A 20,466-nucleotide genomic window follows, 5' to 3' on the forward strand; every position below is an offset into this window, starting at 1 on the left:
CGTGGAGCTCACCGGGCGCGGCAAGACGCTGCTGGCGGTGAGCGTGGTGGTCGGCCTCGTCGCGCTGATGGTGGGCGAAGGCGATCTGCTGCGCGCGGCGCTCCTGGCGCTCATCGCGCCTTTGGGCGGGCTCGTGCTGCTGCGCTGGTCGCGTCCTTCGCTGGAGTCGAACCGGGTGCTGAACCCGGCGCAGGTCGAGGCGGGGCAGTCCACGCAGGTGCGCCTGGGCATCCAGAACACCGGCCGGGGCCGTCCCCCGGCGCTGATGCTGGAGGACCGCATCCCCTACCGGCTGGGCAACCGCCCGCGGCTGGTCCTGGAGCGGCTCGCGCCGGGCGCGCGCAGCGTCGTGAACTACACGATCACTCCCGGGACGAGGGGCGCCTACGAGCTCGGCCCGCTGACGGTGCGCACTTCGGACCCGTTCGGCCTGGCGGTCTCCGTGCAGGAGTTCCCGCTCACGACCGAGCTCATCGTGACCCCGCGCATCCAGCCGCTGCGCAGCCTGCTGCTGCCGGGCGGGGCCGGGATGTCCTCAGGGGAGTCCGCCGCGCACGCGGTCGCGATCACCGGCAACGACGACATCGCCGTGCGCGAGTACCGGCACGGGGACGACATGCGGCGCGTGCACTGGAAGGCCAGCGCCCACCGCGGCCAGCTCATGGTGCGCCGCGAGGAGCAGCCGTGGGAGAACAACGCGGCGGTGCTGCTCGACGTGCGCCGGGGCGCGCACCGCGGGGAGCTCTCGAGCTTCGAGTGGATGGTGGACGCGGCCGCTTCGGCGACAGTGCGGCTCTCGCGCGACGGCATCGACCCGTGGCTCATCACCGCGCACCGCGACTTCGAGTGCCGCCAAGGCGATTACAGCCAGGTGATGCGGTACCTCGCGACGGTGGCCGCCGCCCCCGAGGCCCCGATCTCGCACCTGGTGGAGAAGGCGCAGCGGTCGCGGTCGGTCTCGGGGATCATCGCGTTCCTCGGGCACGTGACCCCGGAGGAGGCGGCCTCGCTGGGGCGCCTCGCCAAGCGCGGCGGGGCATGCACGGCGCTCGTGGTCGACCCGGTGCGGTGGATCCCGAAGGCGCCGACGAGCCGCTCCGACCCGCGCGAGCGGGCGTTCGCCGAGCAGCACGTCGCGGCCGTCTCGACGCTGTCGAACGCGGGCTGGCAGGTGATCCCGGTGGTCGCCGGGACCGAGCTGCGCCGGGTGTGGACCCGCCTGGGCGCGTGGAGGACTCTCGCATGAGCGGACAGCGGCACGCCACCATGGTCGCGGCGGCCACCCTGGCCTTGACGCTGACGCCGCTCATCGGCATCTTCGAAGGCGTCGGCTGGACGGTCCCGGTGCTGCTCACCATCACGGTGATCGCCACCGCCGGGTCGCTCATCCGCGCGGCCGGGCGCGGGCAGGGCCTGCAGACCGTGGCCATGTGCGCGGGGCTGCTGGTGGTCTTGACGGCGGGCTTCGGCGACGGCACCGCGCTCCTGTTCATCATCCCGCTGCCCGCCACGTTCGAGCATTTCGGCGTGCTCGCCAGTGAAGGCGTCGCGGGGATCGTCACGGAGGCCCCGCCGGTGGCCGCCGAGGGCGGCATCCTGTTCCTCACCCTGCTCGGGATCGGGCTCGTCGCGGTCCTGCACGACATGTTCGTGGTCGGCCTGCGCACCCCGGCGCTCGCCGGGCTGACGCTCCTCACGATGTACCTGGTGCCGGTCTCGGTCGCGCCGGACGCGACGGCCTGGTTCTGGTTCATCCTCCCCGCCGTCTCCTACCTGTGGCTGCTCGCGGACGACAACCTGCGGCGCGTGTCCGCGTTCGGGCACCGGTTCACCGGCACGGGCCAGCTCGTCTCGCAGAAGTTCCCCTCGCCGATGGCGCGCACCGCGCGCTGGTCGGCGCTCGGCTTCATCGTTCTCACGCTCGTGTCCCTGACCGTGGTGCCGACGAACACCTCCGGGTTCATCGACCGGGTCGCCGAGGACTGGGAGGGCGGCGGCGACGCCGGGCTCGGCGACGTCAACCCGTGGGCGCAGCTGTCCGGGTCGCTCAACCGGCCCGAGGAGGTCGACGTCCTCCGCGTCTCGACCGACGACCCCAGCCCGCCCTACCTGCGGATGCACGTGCTCGACGAGCTCGATTCGGACGGCTTCGGCCCCAACGACTACGACGACCACCAGTCCCTCGACCTGGAAGAGGCCGAGGGCGAGACGTTCACCGCGGACATCGAGAACCTCCGCATGGAGGCGCCGGTCGTGCCCGTCTACGGGACCCCGGTGGACCTGTCGATCGACGGGAACTGGGACCGCGACGCCGACACCGGCGTCATCATCGGCGACAACAGCGACATGGGCGACGTGGAGGAGTACACCCTCACGTATACCGACCAGGAGCCCGACGCCGAGACGCTCGCGAACGCCGACGGCATGGACCCCTCGGACGAGCGGTGGGAGGCCAACACCGAGCACCCGGAGGTGGCCGAGGTGAGCTCGCACGTGGACGAGGCGCTCGGGGACGCGGACACGGTCCACGAGAAGGTCCTCGCCGTCTACAAGTACCTGTCGATCGGCAACGGCTTCCGGTACTCGCTGGAGACCACCGAAGCGGGCAACGACGAGGCGATCGTCGACTTCCTGGAGACCAAGGAGGGCTACTGCCAGCAGTACGCGGCCGCCATGGCGTGGATGCTGCGCGAGGCCGACGTCGCCGCCCGCGTCGTCATCGGCATGTCGCAGGGCTCCAGGGACGGGGACGAATGGGTGCTCACCAGCCACGACTACCACGCGTGGGTCGAGGTCTACTACGACGGGCCCGGCTGGGTCATGTACGACCCGACGCCGTCCGCGGGCGTGCCCGGCGCGGTGTCGACCCCGTGGGCGACCGAGCCCGCGCCGGAGGGCGAGCCGACTCAGGAGCCCGACGCGACCGCCGACCCCAGCGAAGCCCCCAGCGACGCGACCCCGTCCGCCGAGGGCGGCCCGACGGCCGGCGCGGAGCAGCCCACCGACAGCCCCTCCCTGCAGGGCGCCGAGGACGGCTCCGAGGGCGGTTCCGGCTTCAACCCGGCCTGGCTGCTCCTCCTGATCGTCGCGGCCCTGCCGTTCCTGCCGGCGCTCGCGCGCGGGCTCCTGCGCCGCAGGCGGCTCGACCCCGCCCGCCTCACGGCCAAGACCGCGTGGGACGAAGTGCTCGACCTGGCCCTCGACTACGGTGTGGGCCTGAGCGATTCGCTCACTCCGCGGCAGGCCGCCGGAGTGCTCGGCCAGGCCGCGCCGGGCGCGCGCGAAGCCGCGACGGTCCTCGGCTCGGCCATGGCCCGCCACCGGTACTCCCCCAGCGGGGCCGACCCGACCGGCCTGGCCGACGCCGTGCGCGACCTCCACACCGAACTGGACAAGAACGCCGAACCGCGCCGCCGCTACCAGGCGATGTTCTGGCCCGCGTCGCTCCTCGCGAAGGCGAGCGCAAAGCAGGCCGAGGAAAGCGCCCGCCTGGCCCGGCGCTCGGCCCGCGCCACGGACCGGGTCCGCTCGGCCGTGCGGCGCCCGCGACGTTCGAACAGCCGCAAGGACCGGTCTGTCACAGGTCGCCCTTAGGGTGGCTTCATGTACAGAAGCGGCGCCGCCGAGAGCGACAGTGCACTCACCGACGGCGCGTTCAATGCCGAAGGCTTCAGCCAGCCGACCCTCGACAGCCTGGGGACCCCGCTCTCGGAGGTGACGTTCTGCGTCGTCGACCTCGAGACGACGGGGCTCGCCGCCGACGCGTGCGGCATCACCGAGATCGGCGCGGTCAAGGTCAGGGGCGGCGAGGTCATCGGCGAGTTCGGGACCCTCGTCAACCCCGGCGAGTCCATCGATCCGCGCGTCACCCGCCTCACGGGCATCACCGACGAGATGGTCGCCGACGCCCCCGGCATCGAGGCGGTGCTCCCCGCGTTCCTCGAGTTCGCGCGCGGCGCGACCCTCGTCGCGCACAACGCGGGCTTCGACATCGGGTTCCTCCGCCACGCCTGCGAGCTCACCGACACCCGCTGGCCCCGCCCGCCGGTCGTCGACACCGTCGTCCTGGCCCGGCGCCTCACCGAGAAGAGCGAGGTGCCCAACCGCAGGCTCGGCACCCTCGCTCGGCTCTTCGGCTCGCCCGTCACCCCGAACCACCGGGCCCTCGACGACGCCCGCGCCACCGTCACGGTGCTGCACGGTCTCATCGAGCGCGCCTCCGGGCACGGCGTGGTCACCGACGCCGAGCTCGTCGAGTTCTGCCGCGCCATTCCCTCTGAGCTGCAACGCCGCAAGAAGCACCTCGCCGACGGGCTCCCGCACGCCCCCGGCGTCTACATCTTCCGCGACGCCGACGACCGGGCGCTGTACATCGGCGTCTCCGTCGACGTCGCCGCCCGCGTCCGCAGCTACTTCTCGGCGGCCGAGCAGCGGCGGCGGCTGCGCGACATGCTCGCGTCCGCCGAACGGGTCGAGGTCGTCGAATGCGCCCACCGGCTCGAAGCGGGCGTCGCCGAACTGCGGCTCATCTCCGGCGGCAAACCGCCCTACAACCGGGCCGCAAAGTTCCCTGAGCACCGCTCCTGGGTGCGCCTCACCGACGAGCCGTACCCGCGCCTGCAGATCTCCCGCAACCCGCCTGGCCCCGGCACCCCGCGCCTCGGCCCGACCTCGGGGACGCAGGCGCAGGCCGCGATCGGCGCGATCGAGGCGGCCCTGCCGATCCGTTCGTGCCGGACCCGCTTGTCCCCCAAGCGGTTGTCGCCCTCGTGCGTGCTCGGCGAGATCGGCAAGTGCGTCGAGCCGTGCCGCCACAGCGTGAGCGTCGAGGAGTACGCGGCGGTAGCCGAGCGCGCCGCCCGCGCGATGGACGGCGACCCGGCCCCGATCGCGGCGGCCGTCGCCGAGCGCCTCGCCGAGCTCTCGGCGGCCGAGCGCTTCGAGACCGCCGCCGAACGCCGCGACGAGCTCGGGGCGTACCTCCAACTCGCCGCCGCCACGCACCGCACCAGGAGCCTCGTGGCGGCCGGGGAGATCGTGGCCGCCGGTCGGGCCAAGGGCGGCGGCTGGGAGATCGCCGTGATCCGCCACGGACTGCTCGCCGGGGCCGCCCGCACCCCGCCCAGGGCGGATCCGATGCCGCACATCGCGAGACTCCGCGAGACCTCCCGGGTCGTCGAAGCGCTCGACGACGTCGCCGACGCCGCCCACGCCGCCGAGTCGCGGCTCCTCCTCGAATGGCTCGCCCGCCCCGACGTCCGCCTCGTCATGGTCGAGCGCGCATGGGCCAGCCGCCTCGACGGCGCCGAACGCTGGGACGGCGCCATCCCGCACGACCCGTCCCCTTGGCGCCGATCCAACGGCGAACGCTTACCGCATGGTGGGACGTGACCGCGAACCCTCCGCTGTCCCAACGGAACCCACCGTGCCATCCGCCGAGACGCGGCCAATCCGGCGAATCGGACGTGAGTCGTCTCGCATCCATTTGCGGCGCTTGGGGTTTCCGCCGACCGCCAAGCGCGGGTACTGTGTGTCATCCGCCGATTGCGGCGGCCCTGCCGAAATCCGACAGTGTCTAGTGTCGATTCTCTCCAAGAATCGTTGTACATCTAGAATGCGGTCAACCTTGGGCATCGGAGGCTTTCATGTTGCGCGCATTGCTTTCGGCTACTCGGTCTGCCAAACCTGACGATCCGTGGGACCTCGCGGGGAAGGTGGCGCAGCTCGAAGCGGCTCACCGTGCGCACTTCGAGCAGCCCGACATGCTCCTCGTCCGCCGCGCCTACCGCATCGCCGAGCAGATGCACCGGGGCCAGGCCCGCCGCTCCGGCGAGCCCTACATCACCCACCCGATCGCGGTCTCCACCATCCTCGCCGAGCTCGGCGTCGACACCGCCACCATCGCGGCCGGGCTCCTCCACGACACCGTCGAGGACACCAGCTACTCCCTCGAAGCCCTCCGCGGCGACTTCGGCGACGAGATCGCCGTCATGGTCGACGGCGTCACCAAGCTCGACAAGATCCACCTCGGCTCCGCCGCCGAGGCCGAGACGTTCCGCAAGCTGGTGCTGACCGCCGGGCGCGACATCCGCGTCATGGTCATCAAGCTCGCCGACCGCCTCCACAACATGCGGACCATCAAGTTCAAGAAGCGCCCCAGCCAGATCCGCATCGCCGAGGCCACCAAGGACGTCCTCATCCCCCTCGCCGACCGCCTCGGCCTGTACGTCATCAAGCGCGAGCTCGAGGACATCGTCCTCGAGACCCTCGAACCCGAGATCTTCCAGCGCATCCACGAGCACCTCGGCTCCGACTCCGACCGCAAGCGCCAGGTCGCCGTCATCGCCCCGCAGGTCCGCAAGGCGTTGCGCGAGTTCAAGGTCGCCGCGACCCTCCACGACCGGCCCCGGCACCCGTACTCGATCTACCGCGAGATGCAGAAGCACCCCGGCACCGGCCCCGCCGACCCGCCGCGCCTCGTGATCGTGGTCGAGGGCCCTGCCACCGACTGCTACGCCGCGCTCGGCGCGATCCACAAGCTCTGGAAACCCATCGGCGGCAAGTTCCGCGACCTGATCGCGGCCAAGAAGTTCAACCTCTACCAGTCGATCCACACCGCGGTCGTCGGTCCCGGCGGCACACCCGTCGAGTTCCTGATCCGCACCAAGGAGATGCACGAGACCGCCGAGGTCGGCATCGTCGCCGGCCTGCGCCAGTCGGGCGCCAACCCGGTCGAGATCCAACTCCCCTGGCTGCAACGGCTCCTCGACTGGCAGAACGAGATCGCCGACTCCGGCCAGTTCCTCGACTCGCTCCGCTGCGACCTCGCCGACCAGGACATCCTCGTCTTCACCCGCGACGGCGGCCAGCTCATGGTCCCCAAGGCCTCCACCCCCGTCGACGTCGCGTACTGCTCCGGCCCGGCCACGGGCCACCGGCTCATCGCCGCCTACGTCAACGGCGAGATCGCCCCGCTCGCCCAGGCCCTGCGCGACGGCGACACCGTCGAGCTCGTCCTCACCAACGAACAGCCCTACGGCCCTTCGAAGCAGTGGCTCGACCACGCCAAGACCCCCGAAGCGCAGCTCCACATCAACGATTGGTTCGGCTCGGTCGAGGACGTCGACTCGACCGGCGAGCTCCCGATCATCCCGATGCAGCGCTTCGAGGACGAACTCAAGGCCGGAAAGAACCGCCTGTGGCGCTCCCTGATCGCCCGCGGGCGCGGTCTCGCGGGGGAACAACCGCTCCACGGCGTCGCGTCGTCTCTTGGCTTCCCAGACCTCGACTCGCTCTATCTCGCCCTCGCCCGCGAGAAGCTCGACCCCGACGAGCTCGCCGAGAAGCTCATCACCACGGTCGACCGCTTCTGACCCGCTCCCGCGCCGGTCCATATCGCAAGGCCGCCCATTCAAGCCCCGCCGATGATGCCGAATTAGCTACGTTCGTTCTCCGGCCCGCCCTTCTGGCAGTTCACCCTTCGATTCGCTGCCCAAGTGCGCTCCCGAGTACTGCTCATGCCCTCCCGAGCCAGTTCCCAGCGGAACAACCCACACGAGAGAGGTGGGGGCAGGGCTTGGGTCCCTCTCCGGCTTCCCAGCCCGATCGAGTCCAGGCTCAGGCAGGCAGCGACAACAAGGCAGGGGCAGGGCTTGGGTCCCTCTCCGGCTTCCCAGCCCGATCGGGCCCGGGTCAGGCAGGCAGCGACAGATGGGTGTGGGCTGAGGTGGGTGGACTGTCTTGGGCATGCTGAGGGGCCCGGACCCGTTCGGGTTCGGGCTGCGCTGCTTGGCGTTGCGGCGCTTCCCCCAGCGGTCGCCCGCTGGGGCAGCCTAAGACCGGCACCGGGGATCGACTTCCGAACTGCTCTCGGCATTTGGCCTTGGCGGCCTTGATCGCCGCCAGGCACCGTTCCTGTTCGATGGCCTCGGCTCTGGAGTCGAGATCGAACTTCAAGTTCGGTGACCATTCCGACCGGTACAGCCCGGTCGGGAAGTAGTCGAAGTCATCAGCCCGGTGGTCGGCATCCAGATCGGCATCGGTGCGCCAGTCTGAGCACCCGCAGCCATTGCGGTCAGTGGTGTCATGGCCCTCATGGTGGGTGATGACCGCAGTGCCCGGGCCGGTCTTCTCGACCGTCCAGCCGGGAGTGTGGATGCGGCCGTGGTGGAAGCGGCACAGCAGGATCAGGTTCTCAGCGACGGTCGGTCCGCCGTCGGCCCATTCCGAGATGTGATGTACTCATATATCGGAATATATCACTTGATTCTCCCTGGTGACGCCTAATCCATGACGGAGTCGGTACGTCAAGATCAAGCGTGGCGCGATCGGCACCATTTACCAAGGGGCTCAAGGGCCTCATTTCTGGCGTTGGCGCGTCGAAGCCCGAGGTCGCCATGCTCTCTACTCAGTCTTGTTGCCGTGCGGCCAACCTGAGTTCGCCTCCGAAGCCGTGCCCGCTGTCGCGTGGGCGAGATCGACATGCTTGTTATTGAACTGTGATGCTTCCTGATGTCGGGTGATGCTCGGGGCCGGTGGTCTCTGGTCGAGATCCGGATGATTGTGGCGCTGGCCTGGCCGTGCGCTGAAGCCGGAGGTCAACAGCGGTGGCTGTGGCCGGAAGCTTTGACGCGATTCGCACTGAGTGATCGATAGGGTTTGTCCTTTTTGGCATCGTTGTTGTAGGTGGACTCGGTCTTGACAGGACGGTTCGGCAACCGCTAACTTTCCGTACCGTTGCGGTCGGTGTTCGACTGCTCGCTGAGCCCACAACTGAAAGCGACCCCTGTGAAGCCCCATCTTCCCCCCATCGCGGTGTTGCGCACCCGTCGTCGGCCCGCGGCCGCAGCCCTTCCACGCAACCACTCCCGTCCCGGTGCGGTGCGTTGGAGGGTTCGCTTGTGGACTGCTGTGGCGGTCGCTGCCCTCGGTTCGGTGCTGTTGGCGGTCCCGGCTGCTGCCGAGGATGGTGTGGCGGCTGATTGCCTGATCGCGACCGGTGAGACTGCAGCACTGGAAGGTGAGCTTGCGGCGATCGAGCAGGCAGGGGCGTGCGGGCGCGAGGTCGAGGTGATTGACCAGCGCGATGAGTTCGGCACCGTGACGGCATTGCCTACTGGTGAGCTCAAAGCGGAAATCGGTGTGGAGCCGATCCAGGCGCAGGATGAGTCCGGGCAGTGGGCGCCGATCGACACCACGCTTGAGGTCGCCGAGGACGGGTCGATCCGGCCGGTGAACATCACCGAGGACTTGATCCTCTCGGCGGGTGGCACCGATCCTCTGGCCGCTGTGGGCTACGGAGCGGAAGGTGCGTTCAGCCTGTCGTGGCCGGGCGAGTTGCCGGTGCCGGTTCTTTCAGGGCCGCTGGCGGTCTACAACGAGGTGTTTGCCGGGGTGGACTAGGTGGTCGAGGCGACCGCGCAGGGCTTCCGGTACGACCTGGTCGTGGCTGATGCCGAGGCGGCGCGGAATCCGGATCTCGAGGCGATCGCGTTCGCGGTCGAGGCCGCGGGCGTTGAGGTAGCGGAAACTGCGACCGGTGAGGTCGAGGTCAAGGTCGCCGGTCAAGCTGAGATGGCGTCTGGGGAAGCGCTCATGTGGGAGGCGCCCTCGTCCCACGACGGGACCGAGACCGTCCCGGACCTGACCGCGATCACCGACACTCCCGCCGATCCGGATCAGGAAGTCGCACCGGTCGACGTGACTCTAGAGTCTGACGACTTGGTGCTGCGCCCGGACCTGGAGTTGCTGCGTGGCGCGGATACCCGCTACCCGGTGGTGATCGACCCGCAATGGAACGGCGGCATCCAAGACAACCTGTGGGGATTGGTGAACACCAAGTACCCGGACTCGGTCTTCTACCGGGGCAAGAACACCTCGGGCGACTACTTCATGTCCAACACAAGCACCTGGGGTAACGCCGGAGCCGGGCAGACCTGCGACTCCTGGAGCGGCCTGGACTGCTACTCCAGCACCTACGACATGCGGTCGATGTTCCGGATGGACACCGACACCATCACGCAGAACGCCTACAAGATCCCCAATAAGGGCCTCTTCAAGATCGTCCAGCGGCACTCGGCGTCGTGCTCGAACGGGACGGCGAGGGTCTACCGCACCGGCGGCTACAACTCGAACGACACCTGGGACACCCAGCCGGCGTGGCATGAGTCGGTAACGATCTCGAACGCCAACAACGGGGCTACATGCGACGGCTCGGCGTACGTGTCGTTCAACGTCACCTCGATGGTCAAGATGGCCGACGACAACGAGTGGGCGAACCTCACCCTCGGCCTGCGAGCACCCGACGAATCGCCCTCACCAGAACTACTGGAGTGGAACCGCTTCGACTCCTACACGGCGGTGCTGGAGATCTACTACGACGTGATGCCCTATGCGGTTTCGAACCGGAAACTCAACGGCGTCTTCTGCACGACCTCGGTGGAGAATGCGCCGTGGACGAACAGTCGCACTCCACGAATGAGCGCACTGTACCGGTCGCAGGACACCTCGCTCCTGTACCAGGCACGGCTGCGCTCCTCGACCCCGGTCGACGCCATCGTCTACGACTACACCTCTGCTGCGCCACTGACGGCCAACAAGGAGTACGGGAACACGCTGCCGACCAAGTACGCGCTGGGTGACGGGCTGTACTACTGGCTGGCCCGAAGCTTCTCCAGTACCAACAGTGACCTGGCCTCGGCCTGGTCGGCCCCCTGTCGGTTCAAAGTCGACGGGACGAAACCATTGACACCGACCGTCACCCCAGCGAGCGCGGCACCATATGAGGTCGACGGCACGCTCAACCTGACACTGAAATCGACCGACCCGACCGTGAACGGCTTCGTCTCCGGGATCGACCACTTCGAGTACTCCTGGCAGACCAACAGCTACAACAAGGAAGTCGCTTCGACCGGGACGGCGACGATCACCAGAACCCTGTCGGCCGGAAGGCACGTGCTGTACGTCCGCTCGGTCGACAACGCCGGCAACGAATCCGAACCGCGGACCTACACCTTCTTCGTCGGCCGGGACATTCTCACCACCCCGATGGCGACCTGGCGGTTCGAAGGCGACACCGCCGACGACACCGGCCACCGCCACAACCTCGCGCTCGCCAGCGGCACCTCGATTGCCTACACCGCCGACCGCGACGGGCGGGCCAACGCGGCACTGGCACTAGACGGCTCGACCTGCCTGACGGGCACAGGATCCGATCATGCGCACGGACGCGGCCTATTCGCTGTCGGCATGGGTGCGCATGGACGCGGTCGACGGGGCCACCGAGCGGCCGATCACGCAGGTGAACGATTCGCACTCGGCCTTCCAAGTCTGGTACTCGGCGACCGCCGACCTCTGGTATTTCTCGGTGTTGGACGCGAACAAGAACTGGAACAGCATCGGCGCGGCCCCGACCGTCGCGCTTGGCTCGTGGGAGCACATCCGGGCGGTCTACGACCCGGACAAGAACGTGATCCGCCTCTACCTCGGCGGCAACCTGGTCGGGGAGAAGACCATCAACTTCACGCCCTGGAACGCCGACAAGGTCTTCAGCCTCGGATGCCTGATGAACGCCGGGACGCCGCAGTACCACGTCTCGGGCGCGATCGACCAGGTCGGCCTCTGGCAGGGCGTGTTGAGCCAAGCCCAAATCAAAGCCGCGATGACCGACCTGCCCACCGCGAGCGTCCAGGCGCAGTGGACTTTCCGCAGCGACGGCACCGACGACTCCGGTCACGGACGGGACTTGAATACCGACGGCATTACCGTCGGCGCCGACCCGTACAACCGGCCCTCCGGAGCGATCGAACTCAACGGCGAGACCTGCCTCGAATACCCCGAATCTGTCGTGGCCACTGACCGGTCGTTCACCGTCGCTTCCTGGGTCAACATCGAAGACCCGGCTCGCTTGGAGACGATCATGTCCATCGCGGGCGAGAACAACATGGGATTGCGCCTGCGGCACTTGGAGAACGGGGTCTTCCAGTTCCGGCTGGTCTCTGCCGACGCCGCCGAAGGCGCAGGCGCAACAGTTCGGCAGCGTTCTTCCACCACGACCGCTGAAGCGGGACAGTGGTACCACATCGCCGGCGTGTACGACGCGTCCGTAGGACAAATGCACCTGTATGTCAACGGTGTCCTTGAAGGATCTCTGACCGTCGGAAAGCAATGGCAAGCGACCGGGGCCACGCTCATCGGCTGCGCGGGCACCGAATCCGACGCCACCCGCGGCGAGTACTTCACCGGCTCACTTCACGACGTCAGGTTCTGGCGCGGTGCCGTCGAATCCTACGAGCTCGCCGACATGATGGCCGCCCCACCTGCCGAGACTGCAGCGCGGTGGGATTTCAACAATTTTGACGAGCCGCTCACGCCGAGGGCAGATGTCACCGGCAACGGCAACGATCTCGCGATAACCGGCACCGAGTTCTACGACCCTGTCGGATACAACAAGGCCCCGGACAATGCGCTGCTCTTCGAGGGCACCAGTCATGCCCGCACCACCGGACCGGTGATCGCGACCGACGAGTCGTTCACGATCGCGACATGGATGCGGGCCGACGATGTCACTCGCGATGGCGTCGCAGTGAGCATCACCGGCGGCAGCCGCAGCACCATCGTCGTCAAGTACTCCGTCGCGAACGCCCGTTGGGAATTCGCCGCCCCGCCAACCGCCGAGCACCCATGGCACGTGGCAGGTGCCGCAGCTACGCCGTCAGATACCCATATGGGGTACCTCTTTCTCGTCGGGGTGTATGACCTGCCCTCCAACGAATTGCGGCTGTACATCGACGGTGCCCCCGTAGCGACCGCTACGGACGTCGTGATGCCCTCCTCGACCGGCTCGGTGGTGATCGGTGCTGAGGGCAACGCTGATGGCACCATCCGCGATGGGCTGATCGGCGCGGTCGACGACACCATAATCTGGCAAGGCGCCCTCGAATGCGCGACCATCGCCAGCATCTTCTTGCCGACCCTTCCCGAGGAGGTGTGTTGACCGTGACCAGACGCCTCCCGATCACGCCTGACCCGACCCTGCTTCGGAGCCCCTACGTGCACACCTCCCCGCGGCACCGCATCCGCCTCCTGCTTGCCATGACCGCCGCCGCGGTGGTGACCATGGCCGGGCTGACTACCGGCCCGGCTTGGGCTGCTGACTTCCAGCGCGGTGCTCAGACGTTCGCCTCTAATCCCGTCTCTAGCGTGGGCGCGGCTGAGTCGGCATTCGATGACAATGCCGCCGACTGGGCCGGTGGCACCACCGAGACGGGGGAAGGCGCGGGGCAGTGGACGGCGACGGACTTGTCTTCGGCAGGGTCATGGTCGCAGGGAGGCTCATCCGGAGCGTATTCGTACTCCTACGCGATGCGCGTGCCACCGGCCGCCGGTCCGACCCCGTCGTTGGCGCTGTCGTATTCTTCGGCCGCGCATGATGGGTTGACATCCGGCACGAACAACCAGGCGTCGTGGATCGGGGATGGCTGGGGATACTCGCCCGGGTTCATCGAACGGTCCTACTCGGGCTGCGCCTCTGAACTTGAACAGGACGGCAATAACGGCACCGACCAGACCGGCGACCTGTGCTGGGACGGGGGCTCGCCCTCGGTCACCATGGCTTTGGGCGGCATCAACACCGCACTGGTCCTGGACGATGATTCCGGGGTTTGGCACGCTGCTGGCGATGCGAACTGGCACATCGAGAAGCTCGGCACTCCGGCATCGGCTACTGCGGCGACTTCGGAGCGATGGAAGGTCACCGGGACCGACGGCACGCAGTACTTCTTCGCTGCCGACCCGGCTACGACCGGATCTCGGTGGACGGTCCCGGTGTTCGGCAACCACTCCGGCGAGGCCTGCTACAAATCAGGTGACTTCAAGGGATCTCGCTGCACCCAGGCGTATCGGTGGATGCTTGACAAGGTCGTCGACCTCAACGGGAACATGACCCGCTACGTCTACGGCACCGAAACCGGCTACTACTCACCGGCCGCTGACAGCACGAAGGACGCGGTCGCGTTCACCCGTTCGGGCTGGCTCAAGCGCATCGAGTACGGGCTGCGATCCGACGATCCTGCAGTGTCGGCGACCGGCCGTGTCCAACTTGTCGCCGGCGACCGGTGCCTGTCGGACTGCTACGACACTTCAGGCGATCCAAAGGAAAGCAAGTGGGCCGACACGCCTTGGGAGCTGAACTGCAAGGCCGGGACCGGTTGCGAGCAGTACGCGCCGGTGTTCTTCTCCACCAAGCGACTCACTGAAGTCCAAGCTGAAGTCTGGAACACCGGGGCAGGTGTGTTCGACACCGTCGACACCTGGAAGCTCACCCACGAGTTCAAGGACTACGGGGACAAGTCCCAGGTAGTGATGTGGCTGGCCGCGATCCGGCACACCGGGCACGTGGGCGACGGGGAACAGTCCACGCCTGCGGTTGAATTCGGCGGCACGTTCATGCCCAACCGGGTCGAGGACGGCTCGGCCGACCCGATGATCCAACGACCCCGCCTGACCTCGATCAAGAACGAGACCGGCGGTGTCACCACGGTCAACTACTCCGCACCCGACTGCGGCGTCGGTGATCTGCCGACTGTCGGCGAGTCGAACACCCAGCGGTGCTACCCGGCCAAATGGGTCCCCGAAGGTACCTACAACGCTGTTGACGCCTACTTCCATAAGTACGTGGTCACCTCGGTTGCCGAAACCGACACCACTGCCGGTGCTGACACGGCCTGGACCTTTTACGAGTACTCCACCTCTGGCGGTGGCACCAATGTTCTCTGGGCCTGGAACGACTCCGAGTTCACTCCTGACGACCTCCGCACCTACAACCAATGGCGCGGCTACACGCAGGTGACCACCCTCGTCGGCGACCCCGCCGACCCTGAACCGCAACTGCGAACCGCCTCCCGGTACTACCGGGGCATGGACGGCGAACCGCTCCCGGGCGGCACCGAGCGCGACGTCACGCTCACCAGCACCCGGGGCGACACCGTTGCCGACCATGAAGCGCTAGCGGGACAGGCCTGGGAGCAGATCACCTACGACAACACCACGGTCGTCGGTTCCACCATCACCCGGTACTGGACGAAGAACACCGCCATTCGCGCCTACGACGGCGGTGAGCTCAAAGCCTGGATGACCGGTCCAAATCAAACCATGGCGCGCACCAAACTCTCCGACACGTCCTGGCAGACCGTCCGTGCCGACACCACCTATGACGCCCGCGGCCGTGTGGAAACCCTCAGCAACCACGGTGACATCAGCACATCCGGTGACGAGATGTGCACTACAACTGAGTACGTCGACAACACCGACAAATGGATCCTCAAGGCCCCCTCGAGGATCGAGACTGTCGCCGTCACCTGCGACCAGCCGGTGTCCAGGCCCGACGATGTCTTGAGCGACGTCCGCGCTTACTACGATGGGCACGATTTCGGTGCGGTGCCCACGTACGCCCGGATGACGAAGTCCGAGACCATCGACGGCTGGGACGCGGGCCCGAAGTACGCGACCCTCGCCGAATCCACTTACGACTCGCTCGGCCGCGAGAAAACCGCGACCGACGCGCTCGGCGATGTCACCACGACCGCCTACACCCCAACGGGCGCCGGTCCGGTCACTGCCGTGTCGACGACCAACCCGCTCGGCCACATCGACGCGGTCACCATCAGCCCTGCCTGGGGGTCCGTAACGTCGGCGACCAGCGCTGCCGGTCGCAAGACCACGCTCACCTACGACGCGCTCGGTCGTGCGACAGCGGTCTGGTATCCCGGTCAGGACGCGCCGACCGAGGTCCCGAACCTGAAATTCTCTTACACCGTCTCCGACACGGCCCCCAGCACCACCACCACTGAGACGATGATCTGGGACCAGTCCTATCTGACCGAGATCAAGATCTTCGACGCGCTCATGCGGCCCCGTCAGACCCAGGCCGAGACTTACGGCGGGCGGTTGATCAACCAGAGTGAGTACAACTCCTACGGTCAGGTCGTCTACTCTTCCGGCGCGAACTTCAATAACGATTCCGGGCCCACCGGTGACCTCGTGCGTATCTCCCGTTCCAACGACGTCGCCCGCACCGAATACGTCTACGACACCGCCGGACGCGTCACGGCCGAGGTCTTCGTCGTCAAGGACGAGGAGCAATGGCGCACCACCACCGCTTACGGTGGCAACGACGACTACTGGCAGACGACCGTCACACCGCCTGAAGGGGCGTCAGCCTCTGGCACGCTCACCGACGCGCGCGGCCTCGTCGTCGAGGCCCTCCAGTACCACGGCAACACCCCGGCAGGTGAGCCGGACCGGACGCATTACACCTACACGCCTGCAGGTCTGCTGGAATCCGTGACGGACCCGGCCGGACAGCAGTGGAGCTTCGGATACGACCTGCGCGGCCGCCAAATCACCGCCGACGATCCCGACACCGGGCACACCAGCATGACCTACGACGACGCTGGACAACTGGTCACCACCACCGCCAATGCCGGGACGAGCGCCGAGACCACACTGTCGTACGAGTACGACGCCCTGGGCCGCAAGACGGCGAAGTGGGAAGGGGCAGTTGACGGCGACAAGCTCCTCTCAGAGTGGACGTACGATACCGCCTCTGCATACGGGAAGGGCGCACTGCACAAGTCGATTAACTACGTCGACAACCAAGCCTGGACCACCGAGTACCGCCGCTACGACATCACTGGGCAACCCACTCAAGTCCTGACCACGCTGCCGTCGGCCGCGGGCAGCCTCGCCGGCTCCTACTACGAGGCGTTCACCTACCACCCCGACGGCAGCATGAAGACCTCGGTCGCCAGTGCCACCGCCGGACTTACGTCCGAGACCATGACCTACGGCTACGACGCCATGGGGCAGCCCTCGCGGGTCGCAGGCAACAGCTCTACCTTTGGCGCGGCCCAGATCTACGTCGACGAGGCCCTCTACTCCCCGTACGGGCAACTGCTGCAGCTGCGCCTCGGAGACCCTGCCGACGTCGGCGGCACTTCCGGACAAGCGTGGCAGACCTGGATTTACGAGGAAGGCACCGGACGGCTCGCGGAGTTCTACTTCGACAAAGACACCGCCGGTGAATTCGATGGCACCAACTACGGCATCGCCGCCCTCTCCTACGAATACGACCAGGCCGGCAAGATCACCTCGATCACCGACCAGCCCGTGCACAACGCCGACGCGCTCCAACCCGAAACCCAGTGCTTCCAGTACGACTACCTCAACCGTCTCACCGAAGCATGGGCGCAATCCGGAGCCGACGCCTGCGCCACAACCCCGACCGAAGAGGCCGTCGGCGGACCCGGCGCATACTGGTCCTCCTACCAGTACGACCTCTCCGGCAACCGCACCGCCGAGACTCGATCGACCGTCGCGGGGCGCTTCACCGACACGTACACCTACGAGACCGACAGCCACGCCCTCACCTCGATAGCCACCACCGAGAACGGCGCAGACCGCACCAACTACACCTACAACGAAACCGGCTACGCGACCTCCATATCCCGCGCCGGCGATCTCTCAACCCTGGAATGGAACAGCTCCGGCCGCCTTAAGGCTGTCAAAAATGGCGAGAAAACCACGAGCTTCTATGACGATGCCGAGGGCAACCGGCTCGCCCGCAAGGACCCCGATGGCAGCATCACCGCCTGGGTCGCCGGGTACGAGCTGCACTACGACGCCACCGCCAACACCAAACAGGCCACCCGCTACTACACCCACGGCGGCAACGTCATCGCCCAGCGCGTCGGCATCGGCGACATCCTCTTCGTCGCAGGCGACCACCACGGCACCGGACAATGGATCGTCAACGGAGGCACCCTCACTGCTACCGTGCGCCGCTTCGACCCCTTCGGCAACGAACGAGGTCTCACCCAAGGCACCTGGCCCGACGACCGCGGCTTCATCGGCGGCATCGACAACACCACCACCGGCCTGACCACCCTCGGCGCCAGAGAATACGACCCCACCACCGGCCGATTCGTCTCCGTCGACCCCATCGCTGACTACGCCAATCCGCAACAGCTCAACGGCTACGCATACTCCAACAACAACCCCGTCAATCTCTCTGACCCCTCCGGGCTCTGCGCAACCGGGCCCAGTGTTGACCCCGACACCTGGCAAGGCCCTTGTGCAGGAACCGGGCCGAGCACCGGCGGCAGCGAGCCGAGCGGAGGCCCCGCCAGCGACCCCGTCGCTGTCGCGGTAAGTGACGGCGACACGATCTGGGGAGAGCAATACGACGGGGATGAAGGGGGATGCGTCTATGTGCTCCAAGGAGCAGTGGGCGTTCCGTGCGACATGTGGGAAGGCGACCTCCAAGACCTTGTAAACGAGGTTGAGGAGTATCTATACGAAATTGGGGAGAACCCCGACCAATACACCGAAACCTTTGACCCAACTCAAATTGCTTGGGCAACTACTGATCTCTGCCATGGCGGGTCCGATTTCAATTCGATGGTTGCCGACAACTGTCAGATGGAGTACCTCGAAACCCTCGACGACCAACGAATGATGCTCGACCAGGCATGGGCAACCGACGCCGCCGAACGCAACCCGATGGCAGGCGCGCTTATCGCAGACCTCTCGGGGGGCATCTTGCAGGCGGGGAGCGCATCGTTCACGGCCCCTTGGATGAAAGGCACTATCGGTCTCAGGTCTTACTTCCGAAACTCCTGCAAATCTTTTGAGGCCGGAACACTGGTCGTAATGGCCGATGGGACTGCTAAGCCAATTGAGGAGATCCTGCCGGGCGAGCAGGTGCGTTCCATTGATTTGGAGTCTGGCGAAGCGACTAGTGCAACAGTCTCGGATACATTCACTACACCCGAGCAACTCCGAAACATTGTCAACCTAGGTTTCGATCATGACGGTGACGGAGAGGCTGAAAGCGATATTTCGTCCACTGCAGGCCATGCTTTCTGGGCAATAGATTCGAGTGATACTTCCAGGCTGCTGTCTTCAGGTACTTGGATGCTGGCGAGCGAGCTATCAGCAGGATCGTTGATCAAATCAGTCAGCAGCGGTTGGGTGCAGACGGTCGAAGTCGGCCAATCTATCGAGTCGGTCGCCACGCATAATCTCGCAGTTCCGAATACCCACAACTATCTTGTCCGCGTAGGAGGCAGCGATGTTCTTACTCATAACTGCAGCGCGGATAGTATTCGTTCAGCTTTCGGCAAGTTGGCCAAGGGGGACTCCAAGTACACCAGATTGGTTGACAGCGAGGATGAAATGAGGGCGTTCTTTGATAAATATGTCTGCACCTGCAACGGCGCCGTGAAGAATGCGACGTACAAAGACGGAACAATTCAAGAATGGCTTCTTACCGATGGCACAGTTGTAAAATGGAAAGACTGGTCGGGTTCGGGAGGGGTTACAATCGAATTTCAGTACGGAGGAACAGGTAGGTGGAGGAAGGTGCATCTTGCCCCATAAGGCTAACGACAAATGGGTTATCCGAGGCGTGCTTCAAAGCGCCGCGGCCGACTGGACATCGAGCTATGAGATCCTCGGTATTGCGGAGGAGGCTGCGCGGAGAAAAGATGAAATCGAAGATCCAACCGTTCTTTCAAAGACCAACGATTCCTCTGACCATGGCAAAATTTCTAGTGCATATGGACATTGGGATGCTGAGATTATTTCTCAAGTTTTCAATGTCACACGCACCATGCTCAGCCAGGGCCTTGTAAATGTAGGCGTAACTGCACCATTTGTCACATGGCCTGGAAATCTGGAAGACTGGCTACATGCCTTGAATGAAATTGAGCTCTCGCTCGCTTCCTGCCATGCGCATGATGATTGGTTTGACCTGGAAATTACGGAGAAGGGAATCTTGGCGTATGACAATCGCATGCTCATGATTGCATCAAAGTTGATACTTTCGGAGGGTGTAAATCGAGAAACCACCTTGATGTCAACTGAAGTGTCATATCGAAATACGGTTTACGGCTTCGACGACGATGACCGGAGCATGCTGCATCAACGTTTGTCTGAGCAGATCGTGAATGATCCAACTCAAATACTGGACTCGATAGTAGAATGTCGCGATCGCTGGTGGGAGGATAATCGTAAGCAGACGATTCGTCGTTCTATTGCTTGCCTAAATCATTTGATCTCCCTTGGCCTGATTTATGTTGCCAATGGTGGGAGCGTGGTTTCCGTGATCGAGTTTCCAGAATCGTCTACACAGAACGACTTGCTGCAATGGCAAGCTAACGTCTCAAGCGAAACTAAGATCCAGCTATCTGATCTTGCAAGACATATTGGTCTAGAATACTTGAGAGAGCCACTAAAGGATCGAGTGAATTTCATGACCTCGGAATGGTCCATTCACTGAGCCTTTTTCAAACTCGCCTGCGAGATCATCCGTCGCGGCGGGCACGCCCGACGCTGGGCATTCCTCGCTACGGGCATCTTCCTGGCCGGCGATGCGCTCGTGCTGATATCTCGGGTTGACCGACGTCG

General features: G+C 65.8%; 10 protein-coding genes and 1 pseudogene. 9 read left to right on the forward strand and 2 right to left on the reverse strand.

Annotation, left to right across the window (positions count from 1 at the left end):
• The first annotated feature begins 1 nt into the window (after position 1).
• The 4 genes from O1R50_RS04015 to O1R50_RS04030 all read left to right on the forward strand — a co-directional run bounded on the left by O1R50_RS04015 (position 2) and on the right by O1R50_RS04030 (position 7,373).
• Positions 2–1,246, forward strand: coding sequence for a DUF58 domain-containing protein (locus O1R50_RS04015; RefSeq protein ID WP_270108588.1), 1,245 nt, complete (start codon positions 2–4; stop codon positions 1,244–1,246).
• A complete protein-coding gene (locus tag O1R50_RS04020; protein WP_270108589.1) occupies positions 1,243–3,594 on the forward strand; it encodes a transglutaminase TgpA family protein in 2,352 nt (783 codons plus the stop codon). The genes O1R50_RS04015 and O1R50_RS04020 overlap by 4 nt, the downstream gene beginning before the upstream one ends.
• Positions 3,595–3,603: 9 nt before the next feature.
• Complete coding sequence (locus tag O1R50_RS04025) at positions 3,604–5,391, forward strand: DEDD exonuclease domain-containing protein (protein WP_270108590.1); 1,788 nt, start codon at positions 3,604–3,606, stop codon at positions 5,389–5,391.
• Positions 5,392–5,714: 323 nt separating this feature from the next.
• The gene (locus O1R50_RS04030; RefSeq protein ID WP_270108591.1) at positions 5,715–7,373 is read left to right on the forward strand and encodes a RelA/SpoT family protein; all 1,659 of its coding nucleotides are present in this window, start codon (positions 5,715–5,717) and stop codon (positions 7,371–7,373) included.
• 319 nt (positions 7,374–7,692) lie between these two features.
• Here O1R50_RS04030 and O1R50_RS26250 read toward each other — a convergent pair whose 3' ends face one another.
• Positions 7,693–8,232, reverse strand: a complete 540-nt coding sequence (locus O1R50_RS26250) for an HNH endonuclease signature motif containing protein (RefSeq protein WP_408612600.1) — start codon at positions 8,230–8,232, stop codon at positions 7,693–7,695.
• Between the two features lie 666 nt (positions 8,233–8,898).
• On the opposite strand from O1R50_RS26250, the gene O1R50_RS04035 reads away from it, so the two are divergent.
• A complete protein-coding gene (locus tag O1R50_RS04035; protein WP_270108592.1) occupies positions 8,899–9,402 on the forward strand; it encodes a hypothetical protein in 504 nt (167 codons plus the stop codon).
• On the opposite strand, the gene O1R50_RS26255 is transcribed toward O1R50_RS04035, so the two are convergent.
• Positions 9,355–9,567 (reverse strand): hypothetical protein, encoded by a 213-nt coding sequence (locus tag O1R50_RS26255; RefSeq protein WP_408612597.1) that lies wholly within the window; start codon positions 9,565–9,567, stop codon positions 9,355–9,357. The genes O1R50_RS04035 and O1R50_RS26255 overlap by 48 nt on opposite strands.
• 1,690 nt (positions 9,568–11,257) lie before the next feature.
• Between O1R50_RS26255 and O1R50_RS26260 the strand changes: the two are divergent.
• From O1R50_RS26260 to O1R50_RS04055, 4 genes and pseudogenes are all read left to right on the forward strand, one after another.
• Positions 11,258–11,593 (forward strand): annotated as a pseudogene (locus tag O1R50_RS26260) (LamG-like jellyroll fold domain-containing protein); the annotation flags it as partial.
• A 150-nt stretch (positions 11,594–11,743) separates the two neighbouring features.
• The gene (locus tag O1R50_RS04045) at positions 11,744–12,994 is read left to right on the forward strand and encodes a LamG domain-containing protein (RefSeq protein WP_270108594.1); all 1,251 of its coding nucleotides are present in this window, start codon (positions 11,744–11,746) and stop codon (positions 12,992–12,994) included.
• 2 nt (positions 12,995–12,996) lie between these two features.
• Positions 12,997–19,437, forward strand: coding sequence for an RHS repeat-associated core domain-containing protein (locus O1R50_RS04050; protein ID WP_270108595.1), 6,441 nt, complete (start codon positions 12,997–12,999; stop codon positions 19,435–19,437).
• Positions 19,427–20,338, forward strand: coding sequence for a hypothetical protein (locus tag O1R50_RS04055; RefSeq protein WP_270108596.1), 912 nt, complete (start codon positions 19,427–19,429; stop codon positions 20,336–20,338). The genes O1R50_RS04050 and O1R50_RS04055 overlap by 11 nt, the downstream gene beginning before the upstream one ends.
• The last annotated feature ends 128 nt before the right edge of the window (positions 20,339–20,466 follow it).

Origin of the sequence: Glycomyces luteolus (genome assembly GCF_027622875.1) — a bacterium.
Lineage (GTDB): Bacteria > Actinomycetota > Actinomycetes > Mycobacteriales > Micromonosporaceae > Glycomyces > Glycomyces luteolus.